Annotated in this window: 23 protein-coding genes; 11 read left to right on the forward strand and 12 right to left on the reverse strand. The window is 61.4% G+C overall.

The annotated features are described in order from the left end of the window. From murP to eefA, 6 genes are all read right to left on the reverse strand, one after another. A partial coding sequence (gene murP / locus KHQ28_RS00595; RefSeq protein ID WP_211777547.1) for a PTS N-acetylmuramic acid transporter subunit IIBC occupies positions 1-995 on the reverse strand: 995 nt, incomplete at its 3' end. A 24-nt stretch (positions 996-1019) separates the two neighbouring features. Continuing rightward, positions 1020-1922: an N-acetylmuramic acid 6-phosphate etherase gene (gene murQ, locus KHQ28_RS00600; RefSeq protein ID WP_002923109.1), complete on the reverse strand. Its 903-nt coding sequence runs from the start codon at positions 1920-1922 to the stop codon at positions 1020-1022. Positions 1923-2084: 162 nt separating this feature from the next. Then, positions 2085-3209, reverse strand: a complete 1125-nt coding sequence (locus tag KHQ28_RS00605) for a multidrug effflux MFS transporter (RefSeq protein WP_211777548.1) — start codon at positions 3207-3209, stop codon at positions 2085-2087. 45 nt (positions 3210-3254) lie between these two features. Further along, complete coding sequence (gene eefC, locus KHQ28_RS00610) at positions 3255-4619, reverse strand: multidrug efflux RND transporter outer membrane subunit EefC (protein ID WP_004186228.1); 1365 nt, start codon at positions 4617-4619, stop codon at positions 3255-3257. A gap of 3 nt (positions 4620-4622) precedes the next feature. Beyond that, a complete protein-coding gene (gene eefB, locus KHQ28_RS00615; RefSeq protein WP_004151514.1) occupies positions 4623-7730 on the reverse strand; it encodes a multidrug efflux RND transporter permease subunit EefB in 3108 nt (1035 codons plus the stop codon). Beyond that, the gene (eefA, locus tag KHQ28_RS00620) at positions 7730-8854 is read right to left on the reverse strand and encodes a multidrug efflux RND transporter periplasmic adaptor subunit EefA (RefSeq protein WP_032418258.1); all 1125 of its coding nucleotides are present in this window, start codon (positions 8852-8854) and stop codon (positions 7730-7732) included. Before eefA ends, eefB begins: the two co-directional genes overlap by 1 nt. Before the next feature lie 206 nt (positions 8855-9060). Here eefA and KHQ28_RS00625 point away from each other — a divergent pair, with 206 nt between their 5' ends. Continuing rightward, entirely contained in the window at positions 9061-9183 is a 123-nt protein-coding gene (locus KHQ28_RS00625) for a hypothetical protein (RefSeq protein ID WP_004150240.1), read from the forward strand. On the opposite strand, the gene KHQ28_RS00630 is transcribed toward KHQ28_RS00625, so the two are convergent. Beyond that, positions 9143-9259: a hypothetical protein gene (locus KHQ28_RS00630; protein WP_014343452.1), complete on the reverse strand. Its 117-nt coding sequence runs from the start codon at positions 9257-9259 to the stop codon at positions 9143-9145. The genes KHQ28_RS00625 and KHQ28_RS00630 overlap by 41 nt on opposite strands. Here KHQ28_RS00630 and KHQ28_RS00635 point away from each other — a divergent pair. Then, positions 9234-9650 carry a GNAT family N-acetyltransferase gene (locus KHQ28_RS00635; RefSeq protein ID WP_032418259.1) on the forward strand — a complete coding sequence of 139 codons (417 nt, stop codon included), beginning with the start codon at positions 9234-9236 and terminating at the stop codon, positions 9648-9650. The genes KHQ28_RS00630 and KHQ28_RS00635 overlap by 26 nt on opposite strands. Before the next feature lie 378 nt (positions 9651-10028). Here the strand turns inward: KHQ28_RS00635 and KHQ28_RS00640 are convergent, their stop codons facing one another. Then, the gene (locus KHQ28_RS00640) at positions 10029-10676 is read right to left on the reverse strand and encodes a TetR/AcrR family transcriptional regulator (protein WP_004181564.1); all 648 of its coding nucleotides are present in this window, start codon (positions 10674-10676) and stop codon (positions 10029-10031) included. A gap of 80 nt (positions 10677-10756) precedes the next feature. Between KHQ28_RS00640 and KHQ28_RS00645 the strand changes: the two genes are divergently transcribed. Further along, positions 10757-12250, forward strand: a complete 1494-nt coding sequence (locus tag KHQ28_RS00645; protein WP_004145022.1) for an MDR family MFS transporter — start codon at positions 10757-10759, stop codon at positions 12248-12250. Here the strand turns inward: KHQ28_RS00645 and KHQ28_RS00650 are convergent. After that, complete coding sequence (locus tag KHQ28_RS00650; protein WP_072198289.1) at positions 12247-13218, reverse strand: LysR family transcriptional regulator; 972 nt, start codon at positions 13216-13218, stop codon at positions 12247-12249. The two genes, KHQ28_RS00645 and KHQ28_RS00650, sit on opposite strands and share 4 nt — an antisense overlap. A gap of 38 nt (positions 13219-13256) precedes the next feature. Here KHQ28_RS00650 and KHQ28_RS00655 point away from each other — a divergent pair, with 38 nt between their 5' ends. Together KHQ28_RS00655 and KHQ28_RS00660 are read left to right on the forward strand one after the other, a co-directional pair. After that, the gene (locus tag KHQ28_RS00655) at positions 13257-13883 is read left to right on the forward strand and encodes a pyridoxamine 5'-phosphate oxidase family protein (protein WP_004173882.1); all 627 of its coding nucleotides are present in this window, start codon (positions 13257-13259) and stop codon (positions 13881-13883) included. 2 nt (positions 13884-13885) lie between these two features. Continuing rightward, the gene (locus tag KHQ28_RS00660; RefSeq protein WP_002923016.1) at positions 13886-14356 is read left to right on the forward strand and encodes a nuclear transport factor 2 family protein; all 471 of its coding nucleotides are present in this window, start codon (positions 13886-13888) and stop codon (positions 14354-14356) included. 20 nt (positions 14357-14376) lie between these two features. Here KHQ28_RS00660 and KHQ28_RS00665 read toward each other — a convergent pair whose 3' ends face one another. Then, a complete protein-coding gene (locus KHQ28_RS00665) occupies positions 14377-14913 on the reverse strand; it encodes a carboxymuconolactone decarboxylase family protein (protein WP_004145017.1) in 537 nt (178 codons plus the stop codon). Positions 14914-15029: 116 nt separating this feature from the next. On the opposite strand from KHQ28_RS00665, the gene KHQ28_RS00670 reads away from it, so the two are divergent. From KHQ28_RS00670 to KHQ28_RS00680, 3 genes are all read left to right on the forward strand, one after another. Beyond that, positions 15030-15941 carry an AraC family transcriptional regulator gene (locus tag KHQ28_RS00670; RefSeq protein WP_211777549.1) on the forward strand — a complete coding sequence of 304 codons (912 nt, stop codon included), beginning with the start codon at positions 15030-15032 and terminating at the stop codon, positions 15939-15941. Positions 15942-16068: 127 nt separating this feature from the next. Next, a complete protein-coding gene (gene nlpA / locus KHQ28_RS00675) occupies positions 16069-16878 on the forward strand; it encodes a lipoprotein NlpA (protein ID WP_004173884.1) in 810 nt (269 codons plus the stop codon). 24 nt (positions 16879-16902) lie between these two features. Next, entirely contained in the window at positions 16903-17757 is an 855-nt protein-coding gene (locus KHQ28_RS00680; protein ID WP_002922972.1) for a DMT family transporter, read from the forward strand. Here the strand turns inward: KHQ28_RS00680 and KHQ28_RS00685 are convergent. Further along, the gene (locus tag KHQ28_RS00685) at positions 17747-18307 is read right to left on the reverse strand and encodes an NUDIX domain-containing protein (protein WP_032418262.1); all 561 of its coding nucleotides are present in this window, start codon (positions 18305-18307) and stop codon (positions 17747-17749) included. The two genes, KHQ28_RS00680 and KHQ28_RS00685, sit on opposite strands and share 11 nt — an antisense overlap. A gap of 165 nt (positions 18308-18472) precedes the next feature. On the opposite strand from KHQ28_RS00685, the gene KHQ28_RS00690 reads away from it, so the two are divergent. Together KHQ28_RS00690 and KHQ28_RS00695 are read left to right on the forward strand one after the other, a co-directional pair. Further along, complete coding sequence (locus tag KHQ28_RS00690; protein ID WP_032418263.1) at positions 18473-19252, forward strand: MBL fold metallo-hydrolase; 780 nt, start codon at positions 18473-18475, stop codon at positions 19250-19252. Positions 19253-19273: 21 nt separating this feature from the next. Next, a complete protein-coding gene (locus KHQ28_RS00695; RefSeq protein ID WP_004145010.1) occupies positions 19274-20227 on the forward strand; it encodes a GlxA family transcriptional regulator in 954 nt (317 codons plus the stop codon). On the opposite strand, the gene KHQ28_RS00700 is transcribed toward KHQ28_RS00695, so the two are convergent. Beyond that, a complete protein-coding gene (locus tag KHQ28_RS00700; protein ID WP_002922967.1) occupies positions 20224-21273 on the reverse strand; it encodes an NAD(P)-dependent alcohol dehydrogenase in 1050 nt (349 codons plus the stop codon). The two genes, KHQ28_RS00695 and KHQ28_RS00700, sit on opposite strands and share 4 nt — an antisense overlap. 372 nt (positions 21274-21645) lie before the next feature. Between KHQ28_RS00700 and KHQ28_RS00705 the strand changes: the two genes are divergently transcribed. After that, positions 21646-22313, forward strand: a 668-nt coding sequence (locus KHQ28_RS00705; protein WP_057171837.1) for a winged helix-turn-helix transcriptional regulator, incomplete at its 3' end; no start/stop codon positions are given.

The raw sequence follows: 22313 nt of genomic DNA on the forward strand, positions 1-22313 counted from the left end.
GCGTCCACCAGCGCAAAATAGACCGGGACAAACCCCTGATGGACGCCAAACATCACCGCCAGCAGGAACAGGCCGGCCAGCACCGCCGAGCCAAACGGGTTGCCGTTAAGATGCAGGAACAGCCATGACATGCCGGTAAATAACCAGCCGCCAATCGGCATGATCACCGTAAAGGTCACCGCGCCCATGATCAGCAGCGTCACCGCCGAAGTGAGGATCATATCGAGGTTGGCCGGCATCACCCGCCGCACCTGGCGTTCAACCCACGCGCCAAGGATAGCGGCGATCAGTACGCCGATGATATTGCCGCGCGGATCGATGCCATGGCCGAAGAAGGTGGAAATGCCGGCGTAGAAGCCGCTGGTTGCCTCCGGGTTGTAGCCCAGCACGAACAGCGAGGCGATAATCGCGCCGTTCACGCCGGAGCCGCCGAACGCCTTCTGCGCGTTATAGCCAATCAGGATACTCAGAAAGGTGAACATCCCTTTGCTGAAGACCTTCATATAGCCAATCAGCGCCACCAGGCTGGCGTTCGGATGGGCGTTCTCCAGCACGAAAACCTGTTCCGCCAGGGTGGCGAAGCCCAGCAGCAGCCCGACGGCGATAAAGCCGGGGATCAGCGGCGTAAAGATGGTGGCGAATTTGGCGAGAAATTTCTGCACCACGCTGGTCTGCTTGCCCTTCAGCGCCTGCTTTTTCTCCGCCGCGACGTCGGCCAGCGTCGGCGCGGCGGCGGGCGCCGCCTCCAGCAGGCCGTTCATCATTTCGGCGGCGGTTTGCGCCTTGCCGGGGCCGAGCACCACCTGGAACTGCTCGTCGCTGACGATCACCCCCATCACGCCGTCAATCTGGCGGATGGCGGCGCTGTCGGCCAGACTTTCATCGCGCAGGGTCAAGCGCAGGCGCGTCATGCAGTTGCCCGCCTGCGCGACGTTTGCGGCGCCGCCCACGTGGGCGAGGATCCGCGCTATCATCTCTTTCGTTATTTTTGCCATTGCCCGTTACCTGTCTGTCGGCGCTCAGGTGTTGCTGAGCGCCTTGCGGATATAGCCGTTGTTTTTCGCCAGCAGCGACTGCGCCTCTGCGGCGCTTAAGTCCGCCAGCACCATCACGATCGCCGTTTTACAGTGGCGGCCGCAGGCCTCCAGCGCCTTCTGGGCGGTGGCGCGATCGCAGTCGGTGGCCTCCATCACGATAGAGACCTGGCGCTCAATCAGCTTGGCGTTGGTCGCTTCAACGTCGACCATCAGGTTGCTGTACACCTTGCCGACGCGGATCATCGCCCCGGTGGAGATCATGTTCAGCACCAGCTTCTGCGCGGTGCCGGCTTTCAGGCGGGTAGAGCCAGTGACCACTTCCGGGCCGACCACCGGGGTGATCGCCACGTCCGCCAGCTGGGCCATTTCGCCATGCGGATTACAGCTGACGATGGCGACAAAGGCATTCTGACTATGGGCGTATTCCATGGCGCCAATGACGTACGGCGTGCGTCCGCTGGCCGCCAGCCCCACCAGCACATCGCGGTTGCTGAAGTTCAGGTTCTGCAGATCCATCGCCCCCTGCGCTTTGTTGTCTTCCACGTTTTCCACGGCGCTGAGAATCGCTTTATGTCCGCCGGCGATGATCCCCACCACCTGCTCCGGGCGGGTGCCGAAGGTTGGCGGGCATTCACTGGCATCGAGGATCCCCAGACGCCCTGAGGTACCCGCGCCAATGTAAATCAAGCGGCCACCGGCCTGCAGCGCCGCCGCGACCTTATCCACCACCTCGGCAATCTGCGGCAGATAGGGCGTTATCGCCTGGGCTACCTGCTGGTCTTCCTGGTTTATCACCGTCAGCATCTCGAGGGTGGAGAGGGTGTCAATGTTGGCGCTGTTGGCGTTACGTCGCTCGGTCAGCAGTTTGCTCAGGTCGATACTCATAGAAACCTCGTTATTCTCAGTGGCGCGCAGTATAAGGAATTATTTATTCCTTGCCTGTGAAGAGTATCACGATTAGTACGTGGAGAATAATACGAGAATGGTAGATATGGCGGGAAATAGTGCGGTAATAAATCTGGAATATTTTATTACCGCAGCAGGAGATTAGCGTGCGTCGCGCGGTTTGCTGAGGCCCAGCAGCAGCGCCAGCAGGTAGCAGATGGCCATCGCGAGGCTCATTTTCAGCATTGTTTCGCCGCCGAGACCCGCCAGCGGCGCGGCGATGCCGCCGAAGACAAACATCAGGGTGCCCATCAGCGCGGACGCGGTCCCGGACTGCGCGGCGTCGACGGCGCTCATCGCCTCCGCGCCGGCGACGGTGCTGATGCCGCTCATCAGCGACACGGTAAAGAACAGGCCGACCAGCGCCAGCACCGGCAGATGCAGCCAGGCAAACAGCAGCATGATCGCCGCACAGCTCACGGCCAGCGTCAGGCCGCCGCGCAGCAGGCTTTCGGCGCTAAAGCGGCGCGCCAGACGGGAAAAGATCATCGCGGTGATGATCAGCCCGATACCGTTCAGACCGAACAGCAGACTGAACTGCATGGCGCTCATGCCGTATTCGCTCTGCATCACGAAGGAAGAAGAGCCGATGTAGGAGAACAGCCCGGCCANNTTTTTCAGCACCGGCTGGCCGGGCCGTTGGCGGCTGGCATGCGCCGCTGTGGCCGGGCGCGTTTCCCGCAGGATCGCCAGGCTCATCACCAGCAGCACGCCGCCAATGGCGGCCATCGTCCAGAAGAGAATTCGCCAGTCGAAGGCGGTGATGACGTAGCCGCCCAGCACCGGGGACAGCACCGGCGCAATGCCGTTCACGGTCATCAGCAGGGCGAAAAACTGGGTCAGCAGGGTGCCCTGGTATTTATCGCGGGCAATGGATCGCGACAGCACCGAGCCGCCGGCGCCGGCAAAGCCTTGTAAAAAGCGCCAGACAATCAGCATGTTGATATCGCGGGTCTGGGCGCACATCGCCGAAGAGAAGATAAACAGCAGCAGGGACAGCGCCAGCGGTTTCAGGCGGCCAATGCGGTCGCTCAGCGGGCCGAAAAACAGCTGACCCAGGCCGAGACCAATCAGCGCGGCGGTCAACGACAGCTGGGTCTGGGTGCTGGTGGCCTGCAGCTGCTGAGTGATCTCTGGCAGCGCCGGTAGATAAAAATCCGTGCACAGCGGGCCGATACCCGACAGCAGGCCGAGGATCAGCGCCCAGGAGAGGGAAACACGTGCCATAACGATTCCTTGTAGAGGCCGGGCTCGGTCGCCCGGCGGGTAAGTTTAACTGGCGCCGCCGCCCAGCGACTGCCAGAGGGTGATCCGGTTATTGAGGTCGGTCTGCTGCAGGGACAGCAGCGTCGTTTTCGCCGACCACAGCGTGCGCTGAGCGGTGAGCACCGACAGATAATCGCCGACCCCGGCCTGATAGCTCTTCATGGCGATATCCAGCGATGTCTGCTCGGCGGCGACATACTGCCGCTGAGCATCAAGCTCTTCGCTCAGCGTTTCCCGGCGCGCCAGCGCATCGGCAACGTCCTTAAACGCGCTCTGAATCGATTTCTCGTAGGTGGCGATCAGCCCCTTTTTCTCCGCTTCCGCATAGCGCAGCTGCGCCAGGTTGCTGCCGCCGGTGAACAGCGGCAGGCTGATGGAGGGGGCGAACGACCACACCTGCATCCCGTGGCTGAACAGCGACGACAGCGAGTCGCTGCCGACCCCGGCGCTGGCGGTCAGGGAAATCGACGGGAAGAAGTTCGCCCGCGCCGCGCCGATATCGGCATTGGCGCTCTTCAGATTGTGCTCCGCTTCCTGAATGTCCGGCCGACGCAGCAGCACCGACGACGACACGCCCGCCGGCACCAGCGCGATGCTGTTATCCCCGAGACTCTCGAGAGTGCCGGGCAGCAGGCTCTCCGGCACGGTTTCCCCCGCCAGCAGGTTAATGGCGTTTTTATCCTGCGCCACCAGCGTGCGATAGCTGGCGACGCTGGCGCGCGCCTGCTGATAGACGCTTTCCGCCGAGCTTAAATCACCCGCGGAGGCGGTGCCAACCGCCATCTGGCGGGCGACGATGTTGCGCGAGTTTGCCGCGCTGTCCATCGTCTGCTGCGCCAGCGCCAGATTGCTGTTATCCGTCGCCAGCGTCACCCAGGCGGTGGTCAAATCGGCAATCATCGTCAGCCGGGTATTCTGCGCGGTGAATTCGCTGGCAAGCCAGGTTTCGCGCGCCGCGCGCGACAGGCTCTGGTTCTTGCCGAACAAGTCCAGTTCGAAGCTGGAGACCGCGCCGTCGGCCTGCGAAGCGGAACTCAGGCCGCTGGCCACCGTTTTGCTGCGGGTGTGGCTCAGTTCGGCATCAACGGTGGGAAACAGCGATGCCCGCGTTTCGCCATACTGGGCGCGCGCGGCCTCGATATCGGCCAGCGCCTTTTGCACATCGCGGTTGCTGTTCAGCGCGATGCTGACCACTTTTTTCAGCCGCGCGTCATTGACCACTTTCTGCCAGTCGCCGACCACCGCCGTCGATTCGCCGTGCGCCCCGGGCAGGGTGGCCGGCACCGGCGCGGCCGGGCGATCATAATGCGGGTCAAGCGAGACGCAGCCCGCGGTCAGGAGCGCGATAAACATAAAACTCAAACGAAACATACCTTACTCCTGAGAAGGACGTTGGCGGGTGAAGAGACGTTTCACCAGCACGAAGAACAGCGGTACGAAGAACACCGCCAGCAGGGTGGCTGTCAGGGTGCCGCCGATGATGCCGGTGCCGATCGCCACGCGGCTGTTGGCTCCGGCGCCGGTGGCGATGGCCAGCGGCAGTACCCCGGCGATAAACGCCAGCGAGGTCATGACAATCGGGCGCAGACGAGTCTGCGCGGCGCGGATCGCCGCCCGGGAGAGCGAATACCCCTCATCCACGGCGGATTCAGCGAACTCCACGATCAGGATGGCGTTTTTCGACGACAGGCCGATGGTGGTCAGCAGCGCCACCTGGAAGTAGACGTCGTTGCTTAAACCGCGCAGCGTCGCCGCCAGCGCCGCGCCGAGCAGGCCGAGCGGGATAACCATGATCACCGAGAACGGCACCGACCAGCTCTCATACAGCGCCGCCAGGCACAGGAACACCACCAGAATCGAGATGGCGTACAGGCTCATCGCCTGGCCGCTGGCGAGCTTTTCCTGCAGCGAAATGCCGCTCCACGCCCAGGTGGAGCCCGCCGGCAGGCTGTCGGCCAGCTTTTCCATCTTGTCCATTGCCGCGCCGGAGCTGAAGCCGGCGGCGTTTTCGCCCTGGATCTCAAAGGCGGCGGAGCCGTTGTAGCGCACCAGGCTTTCCGGGCCGTATTGCCAGTGGGTGGTGGCGAAGGCGGAGAACGGCGTCATGCTGTTATCGCTGCCGCGAACGAACCATTTGCCGAGGTCCGACGGCACCGCGCGCGCGTCGCTTTCGCCCTGGATATAGACCTTTTTCACCCGGCCGCGATCGATAAAGTCATTCACGTAGGTACCGCCCCAGGCGCTGGAGAGCGTATCGGTCACGTCGCTCAGCGACAGCCCCAGCGAGACGGCTTTGTTGTTATCGATATCCACCTGCAGCTGCGGCATCTGCGGCAGATCGTTAGCGCGCACCGACTGCAGCTCGCTGCTCTGGTTGGCCGCCGCCAGCAGCTGGCTGCGCAGCTTCATCAGACTGTCGCGGTCAGTACCGCCGCTGGCCATCAGCTCGAAGGTGAAGCCGTTGCTCTGTCCGAGGCCGTCCACCGACGGCGGGGTCATGGCGAACAGGGTGGCGTCGCGGATCGTCCCCAGCTCTTTGGTGGCGCGCAGGGCAATGGCCTGGGCGGTATTGTCGTCCCCTTTGCGCTGCGACCAGTTTTTCAGCGACACGAAGGCCATCCCGGCGTTCTGCCCGCTGCCGCTAAAGCTGAAGCCGTCGACGGTGAAAATGACGTCGGTATTGGCTTTCTCTTTGGTGAGGAACCAGTCGGTCACCTGGCGGCGCACCTCAGCGGTACGCACCGCGGTGGCCCCGGCGGGCAGGGTGTACTGGACCATGATCTCCCCCTGGTCCTCCACCGGCAGGAAGCTGCCCGGCAGCTTCCACATCGCCAGCGCCATCGCCCCGCAAATCAACGCGTAAGCGCCCATCATCACTGCGCCCCGGCGCAGGCCGCCGAGTACGCGGCGCTGGTAGCCTGCTTCCGTGCGCCCCCACAGGCGGTTAAAGGCGCCAAAGAACCCTTTGGTGTGTGGTTTGGAGTGGCTGAGCAGCGCGCCGCACAGCGCCGGGGTGAGGGTTAGCGCCACCACCACCGACAGCATCATTGCCGAAATAATGGTTACCGAGAACTGGCGATAGATGACCCCGGTCGAACCGCCGAAGAAGGCCATCGGCAGGAACACCGCCGACAGCACCAGGGCAATCGCCACCAGCGCGCCGGAGATTTCGCCCATCGATTTTTCGGTGGCTTCGCGAGCGGGGAGCCCTTCGTCGCGCATAATGCGCTCGACGTTCTCCACCACCACGATGGCGTCATCCACCAGCAGGCCGATCGCCAGCACCATGGCGAACAGCGTCAGGGTGTTAATCGAGTAGCCGAACAGGGCCAGCACGCCGAAGGTGCCAAGCAGCACCACCGGCACCGCCACCGCCGGAATGAGCGTCGCGCGGAAGTTCTGCAGGAACAGATACATCACGCAGACGACGAGGATAATCGCTTCGAACAGGGTCTGAATCACGTCCTCGACCGAGATTTTGATGAACTCGGTGCTGTCCTTCGGATAGGCAATATCGTAACCCTGCGGCATCTGACGCTGGAATTCGGCGATTTTGCTTTTCACCAGCGTCGCGGTGTCCAGCGCGTTGGCGCCGGGGGCCATCATCACCGCGATCCCGGCGGCCGGGTGGCCGTTCAGATTGGCGGTGGCGGTGTAATCCTCGCTACCCATCTCCACCCGCGCGACATCGCTCAGGCGTACTACCGAGCCGTCGGCCTGGCTTTTCACGATGATCGCTTTGAACTGGTCAGGGGTTTGCAGCCGGGACTGCGCGCGCACGGTGGCGGTTAATTGCTGGGCATTGGACGACGGTAGCGCGCCGATTTTACCGGCGGAAACCTGCACGTTCTGCGCCTCAATCGCCGACTGGACGTCGGAAGGCATCAGCGAGTAGGAGGCGAGTTTGGTCGGGTCCATCCAGACGCGCATCGCGTATTCGGCGCCGAATACCTGCAGGCTGCCGACGCCCTCCACGCGCGCCAGCGGGTCCTGCATATTGCTGACCAGCCAGTCGGAGATATCGGAGCTGGTGGCGCGGTTGGTTTTGTCATACACCGCAAGGATCAGCAGAAAGCTGCTCTGCGATTTTTCCACCGTTACGCCGGACTGCTGGACTTCGCTCGGCAGCCGCGATTCCGCCTGCTGCACTTTGTTTTGCACCTGCACCTGGGCGGTGTCCGGGTCGGTCCCCTGCTCAAAGGTGACGGTGATGCTGACCGAGCCGTCGGAGCTGCTGGTGGAGCTGAAGTAGAGCAGATGGTCGAGGCCGGTGAGCTGCTGCTCGATGACCTGGGTGACGCTGTTCTCCAGGGTTTCGGCGGACGCCCCGGTATAGGTGGCGGAGATTTTCACCGCCGGCGGGGCGACGTCCGGGTACTGGCCTACCGGCAGGGTGCGGATCGCCAGCACCCCGGCGAGCATAATCAGAATGGCGATCACCCAGGCAAAGACCGGGCGACGCACGAAGAAACGGGAGAACATCAGGCGTTGCCTCCGTTATTGTTGACGGCGACGGCCTTCACTGTCTGTCCGGGGGCCACTTTACCGGTGCCTTCGACAATCAGCTTGTCGCCCGCTTTCAGGCCGCTCAGCACCAGCCATTTATCGCCGTAGGTGTCGCCGGTTTCCACGGTACGCTGCTCAACTTTGTTGGCGGCATCGACCACCAGCGCCGTGGCGTCGCCTTTGGCATCGCGGGTGATCCCCTGCTGTGGGGCGAGGATCGCGTCGTTCATGATGCCTTCATCGATGCGCGCGCGGACGAACATCCCCGGCAGCAGGACGTGCTGCGGGTTGGGGAAGATAGCGCGCAGGGTCACCGAGCCGGTGGATTCATCGACGGCGACTTCGGTGAGCGCCAGACGCCCTTTTTCCTGGTAGGTACTGCCATCTTCCAGGGTTAACGTCACGCTGAGGGTGTCGCTGTTGCTGGCTAGGCTTTGTTTGCGTAAACGCAGGAGATCGACGCTGGATCGCGTCAGATCGACATACATGGTGTCGAGCCCGCGGATCGTCGCCAGCGCGGTATCCTGATCGGCGGAGACCAGCGCCCCCGGCGTAACCGACGAGATGCCGATGCGCCCGGCTATCGGCGCGGTGACGGTGGTCCAGTTCAGGTTGATGCGCGCGCTCTCCAGCGCCGCTTTCTTCGATTCCACGCTGGCCTTGTCCTGGGCGCAGGTGGAGGCGGCGTCGTCGGCATCCTGGCGGGAAACGCCGTTATCCCTGACCAGCGACGCGTAGCGCTGGGCCTTCTGGCAATCGGAGACCACCAGCGCCTGGGCCTGTTTCAGCGCCGCCGCCGCTTCGTTCCAGGTCGCGCGATAGCTGGAGGGATCGATCTGGTAAAGGGCCTGCCCGGCCTTCACCATATCGCCTTCGGTAAACAGGCGTTTCTGGATGATGCCGCCCACCTGCGGGCGAACTTCGGCGCTGAGCGAGGCGGTGGTGCGGCCGGTGAGCTGGCTGACTACCGGCACCGGCTGGCTTTGCAGGATGACCACGCCCACTTCCGGCGTGGGTTGCTGCGGAGCAGATGTCTGCGCATTATCGCATCCGCTAAGGAGAAATAATGCTGTCGCGATGGGAGCTATGATGTATTTCATTATATTTTCTCAAGATATAAGACGTCCGCCCCGTTTATTTAAAAACGAGGGAATAGGTTGGGCGCTGAGGCATTTTCGGGTGAGCGAAAATGACAAAAAAGGAACACAGATGTTCCTGAACGTGATTGTTATTGTGTCTCCGCTGAAGCCAACCTCTTCGGTCTTCAGGAGGTGAAAAGCGCATCTCCTCTGGTTTTGTGATGAGAATGATCATTCTCATTTTTCCCCATTATACGATCCGTCGCGATAATGGAAAGGTTTTTTTGCTTACTTTTAGAACGCAAAAAATTAAGGCAAATAATCATGGAGAAAATAAGAATATTTTGTGAAAGTGGAGAGGGAAAATAACCATTCGGCAGCGCGATACTGGAGATAGTTAATGACACTAATCATTACAAAAAGCATTAATCCCGACGATCAACAAGAATTGTTTGCCGGTCTGCGGCAGTATAATCAGCAGTATCTCGATGCGGCGCAGTTTGGCGATCTGGGGATTTACTCGCGCGATGCGCAAGGGGTAATGCAGGGCGGGCTGATTGCCAAACGCAAGGGCAACTGGCTGTGCATTGAGTATCTGTGGGTTAGCGAGACGACGCGCGGGCGCGGGCTGGGGAGCGAGCTGATGCAGGAGGCGGAACAGCAGGCGCAGGCGCAAGGCTGCAGCCATCTGCTGGTGGATACCTTTAGCTTCCAGGCGCTGCCGTTTTATCAGAAATTAGGCTATCAGCTGCAGATGTCGCTGCCCGACTTCCCGCACGCAGGCATGCAGCGCCACTATTTGTCGAAGGGGCTGTAACGATCCTGGTATCCCCGGGCGGTCAGGTACCGTACCTGTGGTTGTGCCGGATGGCGGCATAAATGCCTTATCCGGCCTACACAGTCCTCCCGTAGTTTCGCCCCACCCAGGACCGGCAAGCGCAGCGCCGCCGGGCAGGATATCAGGCACGGCACCTGTATTCTTGCCGGGTGGCGGCTGTCGCCTTACCCGTCCTGGGGTTCGTGCTGTGCGCTCCCTGCGGCATAAGAGACATAACGCAGAAGATCAACCGGGAGCGCAATCTGCCGGGAATTAACATAGAAGTTGTAGCCCTGCTAAGCGTAGCGCGAGCAGGGAAAATCCCGGATGGCGGCGCGTGGTGTCTTATCCGGACTACAAAAGCGTCAAAACCACGCCTTAACCTCCAACGCCGTGGCCCATTAACGCCAGCGCGTGGCTGACGATGGTCTGACGGTTGACCGCCTGTAAACGCGGATCGCTGTGGATGCGTGAAAATGGCACCAGCACCAGGCTAATTACCGTGGTAAACAGCAGCTCCGGCGCCAGCGCCGGATTGATCTTGCCTTCCTGCTGCCAGCGACGCACCGTCCCCAGCATCACCTGAAAACGCTCCTCGCCGAAGCGGGCATCCATATGCTGGCGCAGAATCGGCATTTCGCCGATGATCTCCTGCATCCACAGCGGCGCGAACCAGGCGTTTTTCTCCGCCATATGCGCCAGCGTCTCGACCATCATCGTCAGCGCCAGCACCGGGTCCTGTGGATGATCGACAAAGATGCGGCTGATGTGATTGCGCAGCGGCATAAAGCGCTCCTCAATCAGCTGAGTCACCAGCGCATCCCGCGAGCTGAAGTAGTAATGCAGCATCGCCGGTGTCACCCCGGCCTCTTTGGCGATGGCGTTCAACGATACGCGGCCCGCCCCGTCGCGGGCAAACAGCGTCAGGGCGATGTCCATCAACTGTTCGCGGTTGGCGGTACCCGGTTTTTTACCGCGCGGCCGACCCGGGCGGCGGGGAGCATCCTGATCCTTTTGTGCTGTCATGATATGGCGATCTCTTGACCCGACTCATTCTTTCACTAAATATTAATTATGCATTTAATTAATTTCAAGCGAGCGTTGTAATGACTTCTCAAGTCGCTAACCCACCGGTGCAGTCGATACGCCTGCTGTTCAGCGCATTGCTGCTGGTGATGCTGCTTTCAGCGCTGGATCAGACCATTGTCTCCACCGCGCTGCCGACGATTGTCGGCGAACTGGGCGGGCTGGACAAGCTTTCCTGGGTGGTCACCGCCTATATCCTCAGCTCCACCATCGCGGTGCCGCTGTACGGTAAATTTGGCGATCTGTTCGGCCGCAAAATCGTGCTGCAGGTGGCGATTGGGCTGTTTCTCGTCGGCTCCGCGCTCTGCGGGCTGGCGCAGAATATGACCCAACTGGTGCTGATGCGCGGCCTGCAGGGGCTCGGCGGCGGCGGCCTGATGGTGATCAGCATGGCGGCGGTCGCCGACGTCATTCCGCCCGCCAACCGCGGCCGCTATCAGGGGCTGTTCGGCGGCGTTTTCGGCCTGGCGACGGTGATCGGCCCGCTGATCGGCGGTTTTCTGGTGCAGCACGCCTCCTGGCGCTGGATCTTCTATATCAACCTGCCGCTCGGCCTGTTCGCGCTGCTGGTGATCGGCGCGGTATTCCACAGCAGCAATAAACGCAGCCAGCATCAGATTGACTGGCTGGGGGCGATTTATCTCAGCATGGCGCTGCTGTGCATCATCCTGTTTACCTCGGAAGGGGGCAGCGTCCATGCGTGGAATGACCCGCAGCTGTGGTGCATTCTGGCCTTCGGCATCGTGGGGATCATCGGCTTTATTTACGAAGAACGGATGGCCGCCGAGCCGATTATTCCGCTGGCGCTGTTCCGCAACCGCAGCTTCCTGCTGTGCAGCCTGATCGGCTTCGTCATCGGCATGTCGCTGTTCGGGTCAGTCACCTTCCTGCCGCTCTATCTGCAGGTGGTGAAGGAGGCGACGCCCACCGAAGCCGGGCTGCAGCTGATCCCTCTGATGGGCGGCCTGCTGCTGACCTCGATTATCAGCGGGCGGATTATCAGCCGTACCGGTAAATATCGCCTGTTTCCGATCCTCGGCACCCTGCTCGGCGTGACCGGCATGGTACTGCTGACCCGCATTACCATTCACTCGCCGCTGTGGCAGCTGTACCTGTTTACCGGCGTGCTGGGAGCGGGTCTGGGGCTGGTGATGCAGGTGCTGGTCCTGGCGGTGCAGAATGCGATGCCGGCGCAGATGTACGGCGTCGCCACCTCCGGCGTGACCCTGTTCCGCTCGATTGGCGGCTCCATCGGCGTGGCGCTGTTTGGCGCGGTGTTCACGCACGTGCTGCAGAGCAACCTGCAACAACTGCTGCCGGAAGGCGCGGTGCTGCCGCCGGGAATGAATCCGGTGGCGGTCCAGCACCTGCCCGCGGATATCCGCCTCGACTACCTCGACGCCTTCGGCGCGGCGATCCACGCGGCGTTTCTGATGGCGGCCGGCATTATGGCGGTGGCGTTTGTCCTCTCATGGCTGTTAAAGGAGGCGCCGCTGAAGACCGCGACGCATTAAGCGGCCCCGGCGATGCGCAGCAGTGCCTGACGCAGCGCCGGTGCGGCAAAATCGATAAATTTGCGCAGCTTAAGCGGCGCCAGATCCCGAGCGGTATACAGCAAATGGACCGGCGCCGGATCCGGCTCGACGTTTTCCAGCAGCAGACGGAGCTCCCCGTGGCGCAGGCCATCCAGCGCCTGATAATGCAGTAAGCGGGCCACCCCCACCCCCAGCCGCGCGGCATCGGCGGCGCTCTCCGGCGTGGTGATGGATAGCACCGGCGGCAGGTTAATCAGCTGGTCCTCGCGCTCAGCGGCGCGAAAGCGCCAGCCGCGATAGGGCATCGGCGATTCAATGCGGATGATCGGCAGCGCCGCCAGATCGCGCGGCCGCTGCGGCTCGCCGTATTTCGCCAGCAGCGCCGGATGGGCGCAGGCCACAATCCGCATGGTGCCGAGGCGGGTGGCCACCATGCTGCTGTCCGCCAGGTCGCCAATCCGCACCGCCAGATCGACATGGTCGCTCACCAGGTCGGCATTGCGATCGCTGAGCAGCAAACGGACGCGAATTAGCGGGTAGCGGGCGATAAATTCACTGATTACCGGAAGAACGTGCTGGCGTCCAAACATCGTCGGCGCGGAGATCACCAGCTCGCCCTTTGGCTCCTGATATTCGCCCGTCGCCTGGCGTTCGGCGTTTTCCACCTCCTCAAGGATCCGCCGCGCGGCGGCAACATAATCGACCCCGGCGTCGGTGAGCGTCAGTTTGCGGGTGGTTCGCGCCAGCAGGCGTACGCCCAGCGCGCTCTCCAGTTCGCCAATATGGCGGCTGACGGTGGTCAACGGCATATTCAGCGCCCGCGCCGCCGCCGACATGCTCCCCAGCTCGGTCACTTTCACCAGCAGCGCCATCGCGCTTAATCGATCCATTATTCTCCCGTTTTGCGGAAAGATGATTGCCACTTTACCCGTATTATCATTCTTCACAGTACAGTCCATGATGGCGCCAGACAACAGGAGGCGCTATGGCAGCAACCTTTCTCGATATCGCTATCACCCCGGACGTGATGGATGTGCAGCATGAAATGGGCAGCGACTCGCTGTGGCAAACGCCGCGCAGTCGCCGCCAGGCCGACCGCTTCGGCGACAGCGAAGCGGGGATGATCGCCACCCGCGACAGCTTTTATCTGGCGACGGTGTCGCAGAGCGGCTGGCCCTACATTCAGCATCGCGGCGGCCCGCCGGGGTTTCTGCATCTGCTGGATGACACCACCCTGGCGATGGCCGATTTCGGCGGTAACCGCCAGTACATTACTACCGGCAATCTGCGCGGCAGCGACCGGGCCTGCCTGTTTTTGATGGATTATCCGCGCCGTGCCAGGCTGAAAATCTACGCCACCGTCGAGGTCCTGGCGGCAGAGGACCACCCGCAGCTGCTGGCGCAGGTGGCGCCGGCCAACTATCGCGCCCGCATTGAACGTCTGTTTCTTTTTCATTTGCAGGCGTTTGACTGGAACTGCCCGCAGCACATTACGCCGCGCTACAGCGCGCAGCAGGTGGCGGAGTACAGCCAGAACCTGCAGCAACGTATTCATGACCTGGAGCAGGAGAATCAGCGCCTGCAGCAGCAATTAGCCCGCAAAGGAGAGTAAGTATGACCGAACAACGTCCCCCGTTACCGCCGTTTACCCGCGACAGCGCTATCCAGAAGGTCCGCGCCGCGGAAGATGGCTGGAACAGCCGCGATGCGGAAAAAGTCGCCCTGGCCTACACCGTGGATAGCGAATGGCGCAACCGCAGCGAATTTGTCCACGGTCGGGGGCAAATTGTTGAGTTCCTGCAGCGAAAATGGCGCAAGGAGCAGCAATACCGGCTGATTAAGGAGCTGTGGGCATGGCAGGAGAATCGCATTGCCGTGCGCTTCGCCTACGAGTGGTGCGACGACAGCGGCAACTGGTTTCGCTCGTATGGTAATGAGAACTGGGAGTTTGATAAGCACGGACTGATGCAGACGCGCTACGCCTGCATCAACGATCTACCAATTAGCGAAAGCGAGCGCCTGTTCCACTGGCCGCAGGGGCGCCGCCCGGACGATCATCCGGGGCTCAGCGATCTGGGGCTGTAAAACCGGCGCTGCGCGACGGATTAATCGGCTTTCGGGAAGTCGACCACCGTGTCGTTAACCCGGTTCACCATGTTGGTGAACAGGATGGCGCTGATGGCGCTGATAATCTCAATCACCTGCTGGTCGCTAAAACCGGCGTTGCGCAGCGCGGCGACGTCGGCTTCCGGCAGCGTACCGGTGGTGGTCACCAGGGTCTGCGCGAATTTCACCAGCGCATCAAGCTGCGCCTCTTCCGCATACTCCCCGCGGCGCAGGGCATGGATCTGCTCGCTGCTGAAGCCGGCTTTTTTCGCCATCAGGGTGTGCGCGGCCAGGCAGTAGTCACAGCCGGTGGCTTCGCTGACCGACAGATTAATCGCCTCCAGCTGTTGGGCGCTGAGGCTGCCTTTATGGAGCATCGCATTGTGCGCCAGCGCCTGCTGCAGCGCCGCCGGCGAGTGGCCGCCGATGGTCAGGTAGGCGTTCGGCACTTTGCCCATCGCTTTTTTGATCCCGGCGAAAATATCGGCGGCTTTGCCGGTGGCGTCTTGTTCACGGATATCTGCTAAACGGCTCATGGTTAACTCCTGTTGTTATCGAGGGTGTGTTGGCAATGGGGTCATCTTAGGCGCTTGCCGCATGCTAGACTGGCGGTCTTCGTCTCACCTTTTTGTCTTATCGTCTCAGGAGAAGCATGGACAGTCTCAGTCATCTGCTGGCGCTGCTGGCGCCGCGCTGCGAAGTGAACCTGCACTGTCGCTTCGGCGGCCGCTGGCAGGCCGGGCACCAGCAAATGCGCAGCGGCGTGGTGCCCTGGCACGTGGTGCTGCGCGGCGAGGGGCGGCTCAACGTCGGCGGCCAGACTCATCACCTGCGCGCGGGAGATGTCGTCCTCCTGCCGCACGGTTCGCCGCATCTGATGGAGAGCCTGGTGGAGTGGGGCCAGGTGCTGCCGGTGGCGCACCGGTTTAACGGCACGGTGACGGAAATGCGCGCCGGCCCGGCGGAGGGGGCGCTGGAGATGCTGTGCGGCGAATTCTATTTTGGTCCGCACGTCAGCTGGCTGTTCAGTGAAGCATCGACGCTGATCCATCTCCATACCGATGCGCGTGAAGACTGCCCGGAGCTGGACGCGCTGCTTAATATACTGGTGCGCGAGAGCCTGGCGCAGCGTCCCGGCGGCAGCGCTATCGTGCGCAGCCTCGGCGATACGCTGCTGGTGCTCCTGCTGCGCATGCTGCTTGGCGAGCAACAGCCGCCCGGCGGGCTGCTGCGCCTGATGAGCGATGAACGCCTGATTCCGGCGGTGCTGGCGGTGATGGCGACCCCGGAGCAACCGNNACCGTGGACGCTGGAGAGTATGGCCGCCCGCGCGTTTTTATCACGGGCCACCTTTGCCCGTCATTTTGCCCGCGTCTATCACCTGACGCCGCAGGCGTGGCTGTCGCAGTTGCGAATGGCGCTGGCCGCCCGGCTGCTGCGCCTGGAGCGTCAGACCAACCTCGAGGTCATTGCCGAACGCTGCGGCTTTCAGTCGCTGGCGTCCTTCTCGAAGCGCTTCAAAATGCGCTATGGCGTGACGCCGGGCGAGTGGCGACGGGGCTAGCGCCTCGCGTTTCGCGAAGATGATTTTATTTCCAGTTGCGTGGTTTGCTGTTTATTACCCGACCCGAAAGTCGCTATAGTTTTGTACGAAAAAAACAATGACATTCAGGACAGACAGGGTGAAGAGGATGAGATTACGTTTACGGGCCGCCGCCGCAGTGATGCTGGCGGGTCTGGCGCTGGTCGGCTGCGACCAAAAGGGTAATGAAGCGAAGCACATTAAGGTCGGTGTGATTAACGGTGCCGAGCAGGATGTGGCGGAAGTGGCGAAGAAGGTGGCCAAAGAGAAGTACGGTCTGGAGGTCGAGCTGGTGGGGTTCAGCGGCTCACTGCTGCCCAACGAGTCGACCAACGCCGGGGATCTGGACGCCAACGTCTTCCAGCATCGGCCTTTCCTTGAGCAGGACAACAAAGCGCATAATTATCATCTGGTGGCGGTCGGGAATACCTTCGTCTTCCCGATGGCCGGCTATTCGCGCAAGATCAAGTCAGTCGCCGAACTGAAAGACGGCGCGACGATCGCTATCCCCAACGATCCGACCAACCTCGGGCGGGCGCTACTGCTGCTGCAAAAAGAGAAGCTGATTACCCTCAAAGCCGGGACCGGCCTGCTGCCGACGGCGGTGGATATCACCGACAACCCGCATAACCTGAAGATCATGGAGCTGGAAGGGGCGCAACTGCCGCGCGTACTCGACGATCCCAAAGTCGACGTGGCTATCATCAGCACCACCTACCTGCAGCAAACCGGGCTGTCGCCGGTTCGTGACGGCATCTTTATCGAAGATAAAAACTCGCCCTACGTGAACATCATCGTGACCCGGGAAGACAATAAAGACGCGCAAAACGTGAAGGAGTTTATGCAGTCGTACCAGTCGCCGGAGGTGGCGAAGGCGGCAGAGACTATCTTCAACGGCGGCGCGGTGCCTGGCTGGTAAGCCAACACACAGGGAAAGGCGCGTATGGTACGCCAACGGCAGGCTGACCTGCTGCTGATTGCCGCGACGGTGATTGCCGCCTGCGGCTGGATATTTTCCCGCGAGGCGATCGCCGGCATGCCGGTGTTCGCGTTTCTTGGGCTGCGTTTTTTCTTCGCCGCGCTGCTTCTGCTGCCGTTCTGCCGCGGTTTTCGCCCGCAAAAGCAGCACTGGCCAAAACTCATCATCAGCGGACTCTGGTTTGCGCTCAACCTCTGCCTGTGGATCTATTCGGTCTCCACGACGGCGTCGCTCGGCGAAGGGGCGTTTATCATGAGCCTGTCGATGATGTTCGTCCCGCTGACCGCATGGGTGATGATGAAGGTGCGCCCGCCTCGCGCCTGGTGGGAGTGCCTGCCGATCGCGGTGGTAGGCCTGGGGCTGCTCAGTCTGCATATGCCGATAGCCTTCCACCCCAGTCAGGGCTGGTTTTTGCTGACGGCGCTGGTGCAGTCGATCTGGTTCTGTTACACCAGCCGCTGCGCGCGTGAAGTACCGCTGATCCCCCTGACCACCGTGCAGCTGGCGATCACCGGTATCGTCGGGTTGACCATCTCCGCTGCCGTTGAACGCTGGGACCAGCCGATGACCCTGCCGACTCTCGGCTGGTTGGTGGCCAGCATTGTCATCGCCACCAGCCTGCGCTTCGGTCTGCAGATGAAGGGGCAGAAGTACGCGGCGGTGGCTAGCGCGGCGATCATCATGGTGCTCGAACCGCTGCTGACGGTCATTGCCGCCGCGCTGTGGTACGGCGAACAGCTGCCGCTGCAGAAGATTATCGGCGGCGTGCTGATCCTCGTGGCCCAGCTGTGGTTCCGCTGGCGGATGCTTAAGCCGTAAGCGAGCTGCTTCGCCGCTGCGCCATCAGCTGCAGCAGCGGCACCAGCGACAGCCCGTCCGGCATCTCGCCGCGGGCGATCAGTTGGTTTATCTCGTCGAAGGTAAACCAGCCGGTCTCCATCACCTCATCCTGATCTGCATCCATCCCCACCCAGCGTAAACCGGTGGCCAGCCAGGTGATAAACAGCTGATCGCTGCTGCCGTAGGAGGGGTTAAAGCGAATGATCTCCTCAACGCGTTGCGCCTGCCAGCCGGTCTCTTCCCGCAGCTCGCGCAGCGCGGCGACCGCCGGGTCTTCCTCTTCATCGACGCCGCCAGAGGGGATCGCCCACACCACCTTATCGATCAGGTAGCGGTAGTGGCGAATCAGCAGCACTTTCTCATCCTGGATGGCCACAATCCCCACCGCCGGGCGCGGGTAATGAATGGAATAAAAGTCGCGGCGCTCGCCGGGGGCGACATCAATACCCACCTTACGCATGCTGAACCACGGCGTCTCGGCGATGACCTGCGGGTCGTGCATATCGGCGGCGGTCAGTTTCTTTTTCATCCTGCCACTCCTGTCAAAAATTGAGCCTTAAGAACAACATAGCCGGAGGCGGATGGCAACCGCCGCAGGTTGGCCCGATTTCATCGATCATTGCCCAAACGCCCCTGTTGAGCCAGGCGGGGACTCAGTACGATGTTCGTCAGATGACCCCAGAGGAACGCCAACATGAACATCACCCACATCCGTAATGCGACCCAGATTATTGACTACGCCGGGAAAAGATTTCTCATCGATCCGATGCTGGCGGACAAAGGCGCCTGGCCGGGTTTTCCGGGCACCGCGCGCAGCGAATTGCGCAATCCGCTGGTTGAGCTGCCGTTTTCCCGCGATAAAATTATCGACGTTGACGCGGTGATCGTCACCCACACCCATGACGATCACTGGGACGCGGCGGCGATCGCCGCGATCCCGAAAACCCTGCCGGTGTTCGTCCAGCATGAGGCCGACGCCGCGCTGCTGCGCAGCCAGGGATTTCAGGATCTGCGCCTGCTGTCGGCAGACAGCGAATTTGCCGGCGTGCGCCTGTTAAAAACCACCTCCGGCCAACACGGCAGCGACCGGACCTACGCAGTGCCGGCGATGGCTGAACGCCTGGGCGAGGCCTGCGGCGTGGTGTTTCGCCATCCGCAGGAGAAGACGCTGTGGCTGGTGGGGGATACTATCTGGCGCGATGACATTGCAGCCGACCTGCTGAAGCTGCGCCCGGACGTGGTGGTCCTCAACGCCGGCTACGCCCACGTCATCGGCTTTGGCCCGATTATCATGGGCAAGGAAGATCTCCTGAACGTGCACTTCACCCTGCCGGAAGCGAAAATCATGGCTATCCACCTCGAGGCGGTCAACCACTGTCTGGTGAGCCGGGAAGAGATGCGCCAGTATGCGCTGGATAATCAGATTGCCGATGTGGTGAGTATCCCGCAGGATGGGGAAACCGTGGTTTATTAACATGCGCAAGGGGAAAGGACGATGAAACTCACCGACGTGGCGATTGTCGCTGTAGAGGGCTTTAGCCCGTTTCACTACGCCGTCCCCTGCATGCTGTTTGGCGATTCGGTTTCGGAAATCAAACGCTTTAATCTGCACATTTGCGCCGAGCGGCCGGGGCTGCTGCGCGCCCGCGATGGTTTTGCGCTGTACGCCACCGGCGATTATGCCGCGCTGGAACAGGCGGATATCGTGGTGGTGCCTTACTGGGGCGAGGTCGATCGACGTCCGCCGCAGGCGCTGCTTGATAGCCTGGTGCGGGCCCGGGATAACGGCGCGGAGATTGTCGGCCTGTGCCTCGGCGCGTTCGTCCTCGGCTACGCCGGGCTGCTGGACGGCAGGCGAGCGGCGACTCACTGGGAGTTCGAGCAGGATTTCCAGCGCCGGTTTCCGCAGGTGCAGCTGGATATCAACGCCCTGTACGTCGACGACCAGCGGATCATTACTTCGGCGGGCACCGCGGCGGCGCTGGACTGTTGCCTCTACATCATCCGCCAGCGTTTCGGCAGCCTCGCGGCCAACCAGATCGCCCGGCGGATGATTGTTTCGCCGCACCGCGAGGGCGGCCAGGCGCAGTTTATCGCCCAGCCGGTGCCGAAAAACACCCGCGATGCGCGAATCAACTGCCTGCTGGATTATCTGCAGCAGCATATTGCCGAGCCGCACAGTCTCGATTCGCTGGCCCGGGTGGTGGCGATGAGCCGCCGTACCCTGACCCGCCACTTCGCCCGGGCAACCGGGATGAGCATTACCGACTGGCTGACCGCCGAACGTCTGCGCCGCAGCCAGACTCTGCTTGAGGCGGGCGATCTGCCGGTCGAGCAGGTGGCGGAGGCGGTGGGCTATCTTTCAGCGGTCACCTGGCGCCAGCAGTTTAAAGCGCGCTTTGGCGTCAGCCCGACGGAATGGCGGCGTACCTTTCGTCGTGGCGCTTAGCCGGCGAGGGTCGCACTGTCGATCACGAAGCGGTATTTCACGTCACCCTTGACCATTCTTTCCCAGGCTTCGTTGATCTCATCGCCGCGGATCAGTTCGATATCGGCGACGATGCCGTGTTCGGCGCAGAAGTCGAGCATCTCCTGAGTTTCCGGAATACCGCCGATCATCGAGCCGGCAATCGACCGGCGGCGGAAGATCAGATTGAACACTTCCGGCGACGGATGCGGCGTGGCCGGGGCGCCAACCAGCGTCATGGTGCCATCACGTTTCAGCAGCGTGGTGAAGGCATCGAGATTGTGCGGCGCCGCCACGGTGTTGAGGATGAAATCGAAGCTTTTGACGTGGGCCGCCATTTCGTCTTCATTGCGCGACACCACTACGTCATCGGCGCCCAGCGCTCTGGCCGCATTACGCTTGGATTCGGAGGTGGTAAAGGCCACCACGTGGGCCCCCATGGCGTGGGCCAACTTGATCCCCATATGCCCGAGGCCGCCGATGCCGACCACGCCGACTTTTTTACCCGGCCCGACGTGCCAGTGGCGCAGCGGCGAGTATGTCGTGATCCCGGCGCACAGCAGCGGCGCGACGGCGGCCAGCTGCGCTTCGGGATGGGTTATCCGCAGCACGTAGCGTTCATTGACCACGATCTGCTGTGAATAACCGCCAAGCGTGTGTCCCGGCGCGTCCTGGGTCGGCCCGTTATAGGTCAGCACCATGTGGTCGCAGTAGTTTTCCAGCCCCTCGGCGCACTCTTCGCACTGTTGACAGCTATCGACCATACAGCCGACGCCCACCAGATCGCCGACGGCGTAGCGCGAGACGGCGTTGCCGACCGCGGTCACCCGACCCACAATTTCATGCCCCGGCACGCAGGGATACAGCGTTCCTGCCCATTCCGATCGCGCCTGGTGGAGATCGGAGTGGCAGACGCCGCAGTAAGCGATGGCGATCTGTACATCCTGCGGCCCCGGGTCGCGGCGGGTGATGGCCATTGATTCCAGCGGCTGGCTGGCGGAGTAGGTACCAATAGCGTTGATCAGCATAGCGAAACCTCTTCTTGATGAATGGACTCAATAGAACGGGAGGGGAATGCGGGTGGTCAGTGGCATCGATAAGCGTAGCCTGGACTGGCCGAGATGCGAGGGGGAAAGCGGTAGAGAAACCCTCAGGCGCGGCGTTAGCCAGCGCAGTAAATAATAAGGTGGCCTTATCTTTATCGCCGCTAAGCCTTATAGGTAATTAAGGCTCATCGTATTTTTTATTGCTGTAAAATAGAGATAAATAGTTATTGCAGATAATGATGCTTACACTCTTTTTATCCTCGTAACGTCTTGTCTTTTATTCGTTAATTCACCTGTTGATACTATGATTCTCAACGAATCACTTTTTCAACCTGACCTGATGGCATAAAAACCATGTCGATCCCTGCAGCCAGCCTCTCTACCGACCAGGCGTTACCGTCTTTTTATTACGGAAGACAGACAAAGCCGTTATTCGCGGTGGAATCCCTGTTATCTGCGTTCCTGCCCGCCAGCTCACCCTTTGCGCTGCCGCGATCGACCTATTATCGTTTTCCGCCGACCCAGGCTGAATCCGGATTAATTCTGCTCGAAGAGGGGATTGCCTCGCTATGCCATGCGGAAAACAACATGGTGATATCAACGATATTTGCCCCTTCGCTATTGGGATTAATCGATGGTTACGGCGTCTTTAACGGTATTCCGGAAAAACACCACTGCTCTCTGTTTGCTGAGACAGATTTGCGCGGACGCTGGATAGGACACCAGGCCGCGGTCGAGATCCTCAATGCGCAAAACCTGTGGCAGGAGATGGCCCATGTTCTGGCGCAGCGGCTGATGGTGTTGAGCATGCGTTCGCAGGAGATGATGGGGGTGGATTCTTATCTGATGGTGCGAACCCTGCTAACAGAGCTGGCGGACTATCCGGAGGCATATCGTCGCCAAATCAACGTCCTGAGCTTTATTCAGCGCCGTACCAACCTGTCGCGCAGCCGCATTATGTCGATTCTGTCGGAGCTGCGCAAAGGTGGTTACATTACGGTCCATCGCGGTGTGCTGAGGAC

The sequence above is a fragment of the Klebsiella sp. 28 genome, assembly GCF_018223905.1.
Lineage (GTDB): Bacteria > Pseudomonadota > Gammaproteobacteria > Enterobacterales > Enterobacteriaceae > Klebsiella > Klebsiella pneumoniae.

Coding starts and splice junctions, on each gene's coding strand:
- KHQ28_RS00700 (WP_002922967.1), bottom strand. CDS start 21,273: ATGCTGATCAACGCTATTGGTACCTACTCCGCCAGCCAGCCGCTGGAA.
- eefC (WP_004186228.1), bottom strand. CDS start 4,619: ATGTTTCGTTTGAGTTTTATGTTTATCGCGCTCCTGACCGCGGGCTGC.
- KHQ28_RS00680 (WP_002922972.1), top strand. CDS start 16,903: ATGGTACGCCAACGGCAGGCTGACCTGCTGCTGATTGCCGCGACGGTG.
- KHQ28_RS00655 (WP_004173882.1), top strand. CDS start 13,257: ATGGCAGCAACCTTTCTCGATATCGCTATCACCCCGGACGTGATGGAT.
- eefA (WP_032418258.1), bottom strand. CDS start 8,854: ATGAAATACATCATAGCTCCCATCGCGACAGCATTATTTCTCCTTAGC.
- KHQ28_RS00640 (WP_004181564.1), bottom strand. CDS start 10,676: ATGACAGCACAAAAGGATCAGGATGCTCCCCGCCGCCCGGGTCGGCCG.
- nlpA (WP_004173884.1), top strand. CDS start 16,069: ATGAGATTACGTTTACGGGCCGCCGCCGCAGTGATGCTGGCGGGTCTG.
- KHQ28_RS00685 (WP_032418262.1), bottom strand. CDS start 18,307: ATGAAAAAGAAACTGACCGCCGCCGATATGCACGACCCGCAGGTCATC.
- KHQ28_RS00690 (WP_032418263.1), top strand. CDS start 18,473: ATGAACATCACCCACATCCGTAATGCGACCCAGATTATTGACTACGCC.
- murQ (WP_002923109.1), bottom strand. CDS start 1,922: ATGAGTATCGACCTGAGCAAACTGCTGACCGAGCGACGTAACGCCAAC.
- KHQ28_RS00630 (WP_014343452.1), bottom strand. CDS start 9,259: ATGCTTTTTGTAATGATTAGTGTCATTAACTATCTCCAGTATCGCGCT.
- KHQ28_RS00665 (WP_004145017.1), bottom strand. CDS start 14,913: ATGAGCCGTTTAGCAGATATCCGTGAACAAGACGCCACCGGCAAAGCC.
- KHQ28_RS00635 (WP_032418259.1), top strand. CDS start 9,234: ATGACACTAATCATTACAAAAAGCATTAATCCCGACGATCAACAAGAA.
- KHQ28_RS00660 (WP_002923016.1), top strand. CDS start 13,886: ATGACCGAACAACGTCCCCCGTTACCGCCGTTTACCCGCGACAGCGCT.
- eefB (WP_004151514.1), bottom strand. CDS start 7,730: ATGTTCTCCCGTTTCTTCGTGCGTCGCCCGGTCTTTGCCTGGGTGATC.
- KHQ28_RS00645 (WP_004145022.1), top strand. CDS start 10,757: ATGACTTCTCAAGTCGCTAACCCACCGGTGCAGTCGATACGCCTGCTG.
- KHQ28_RS00625 (WP_004150240.1), top strand. CDS start 9,061: ATGATCATTCTCATTTTTCCCCATTATACGATCCGTCGCGATAATGGA.
- KHQ28_RS00695 (WP_004145010.1), top strand. CDS start 19,274: ATGAAACTCACCGACGTGGCGATTGTCGCTGTAGAGGGCTTTAGCCCG.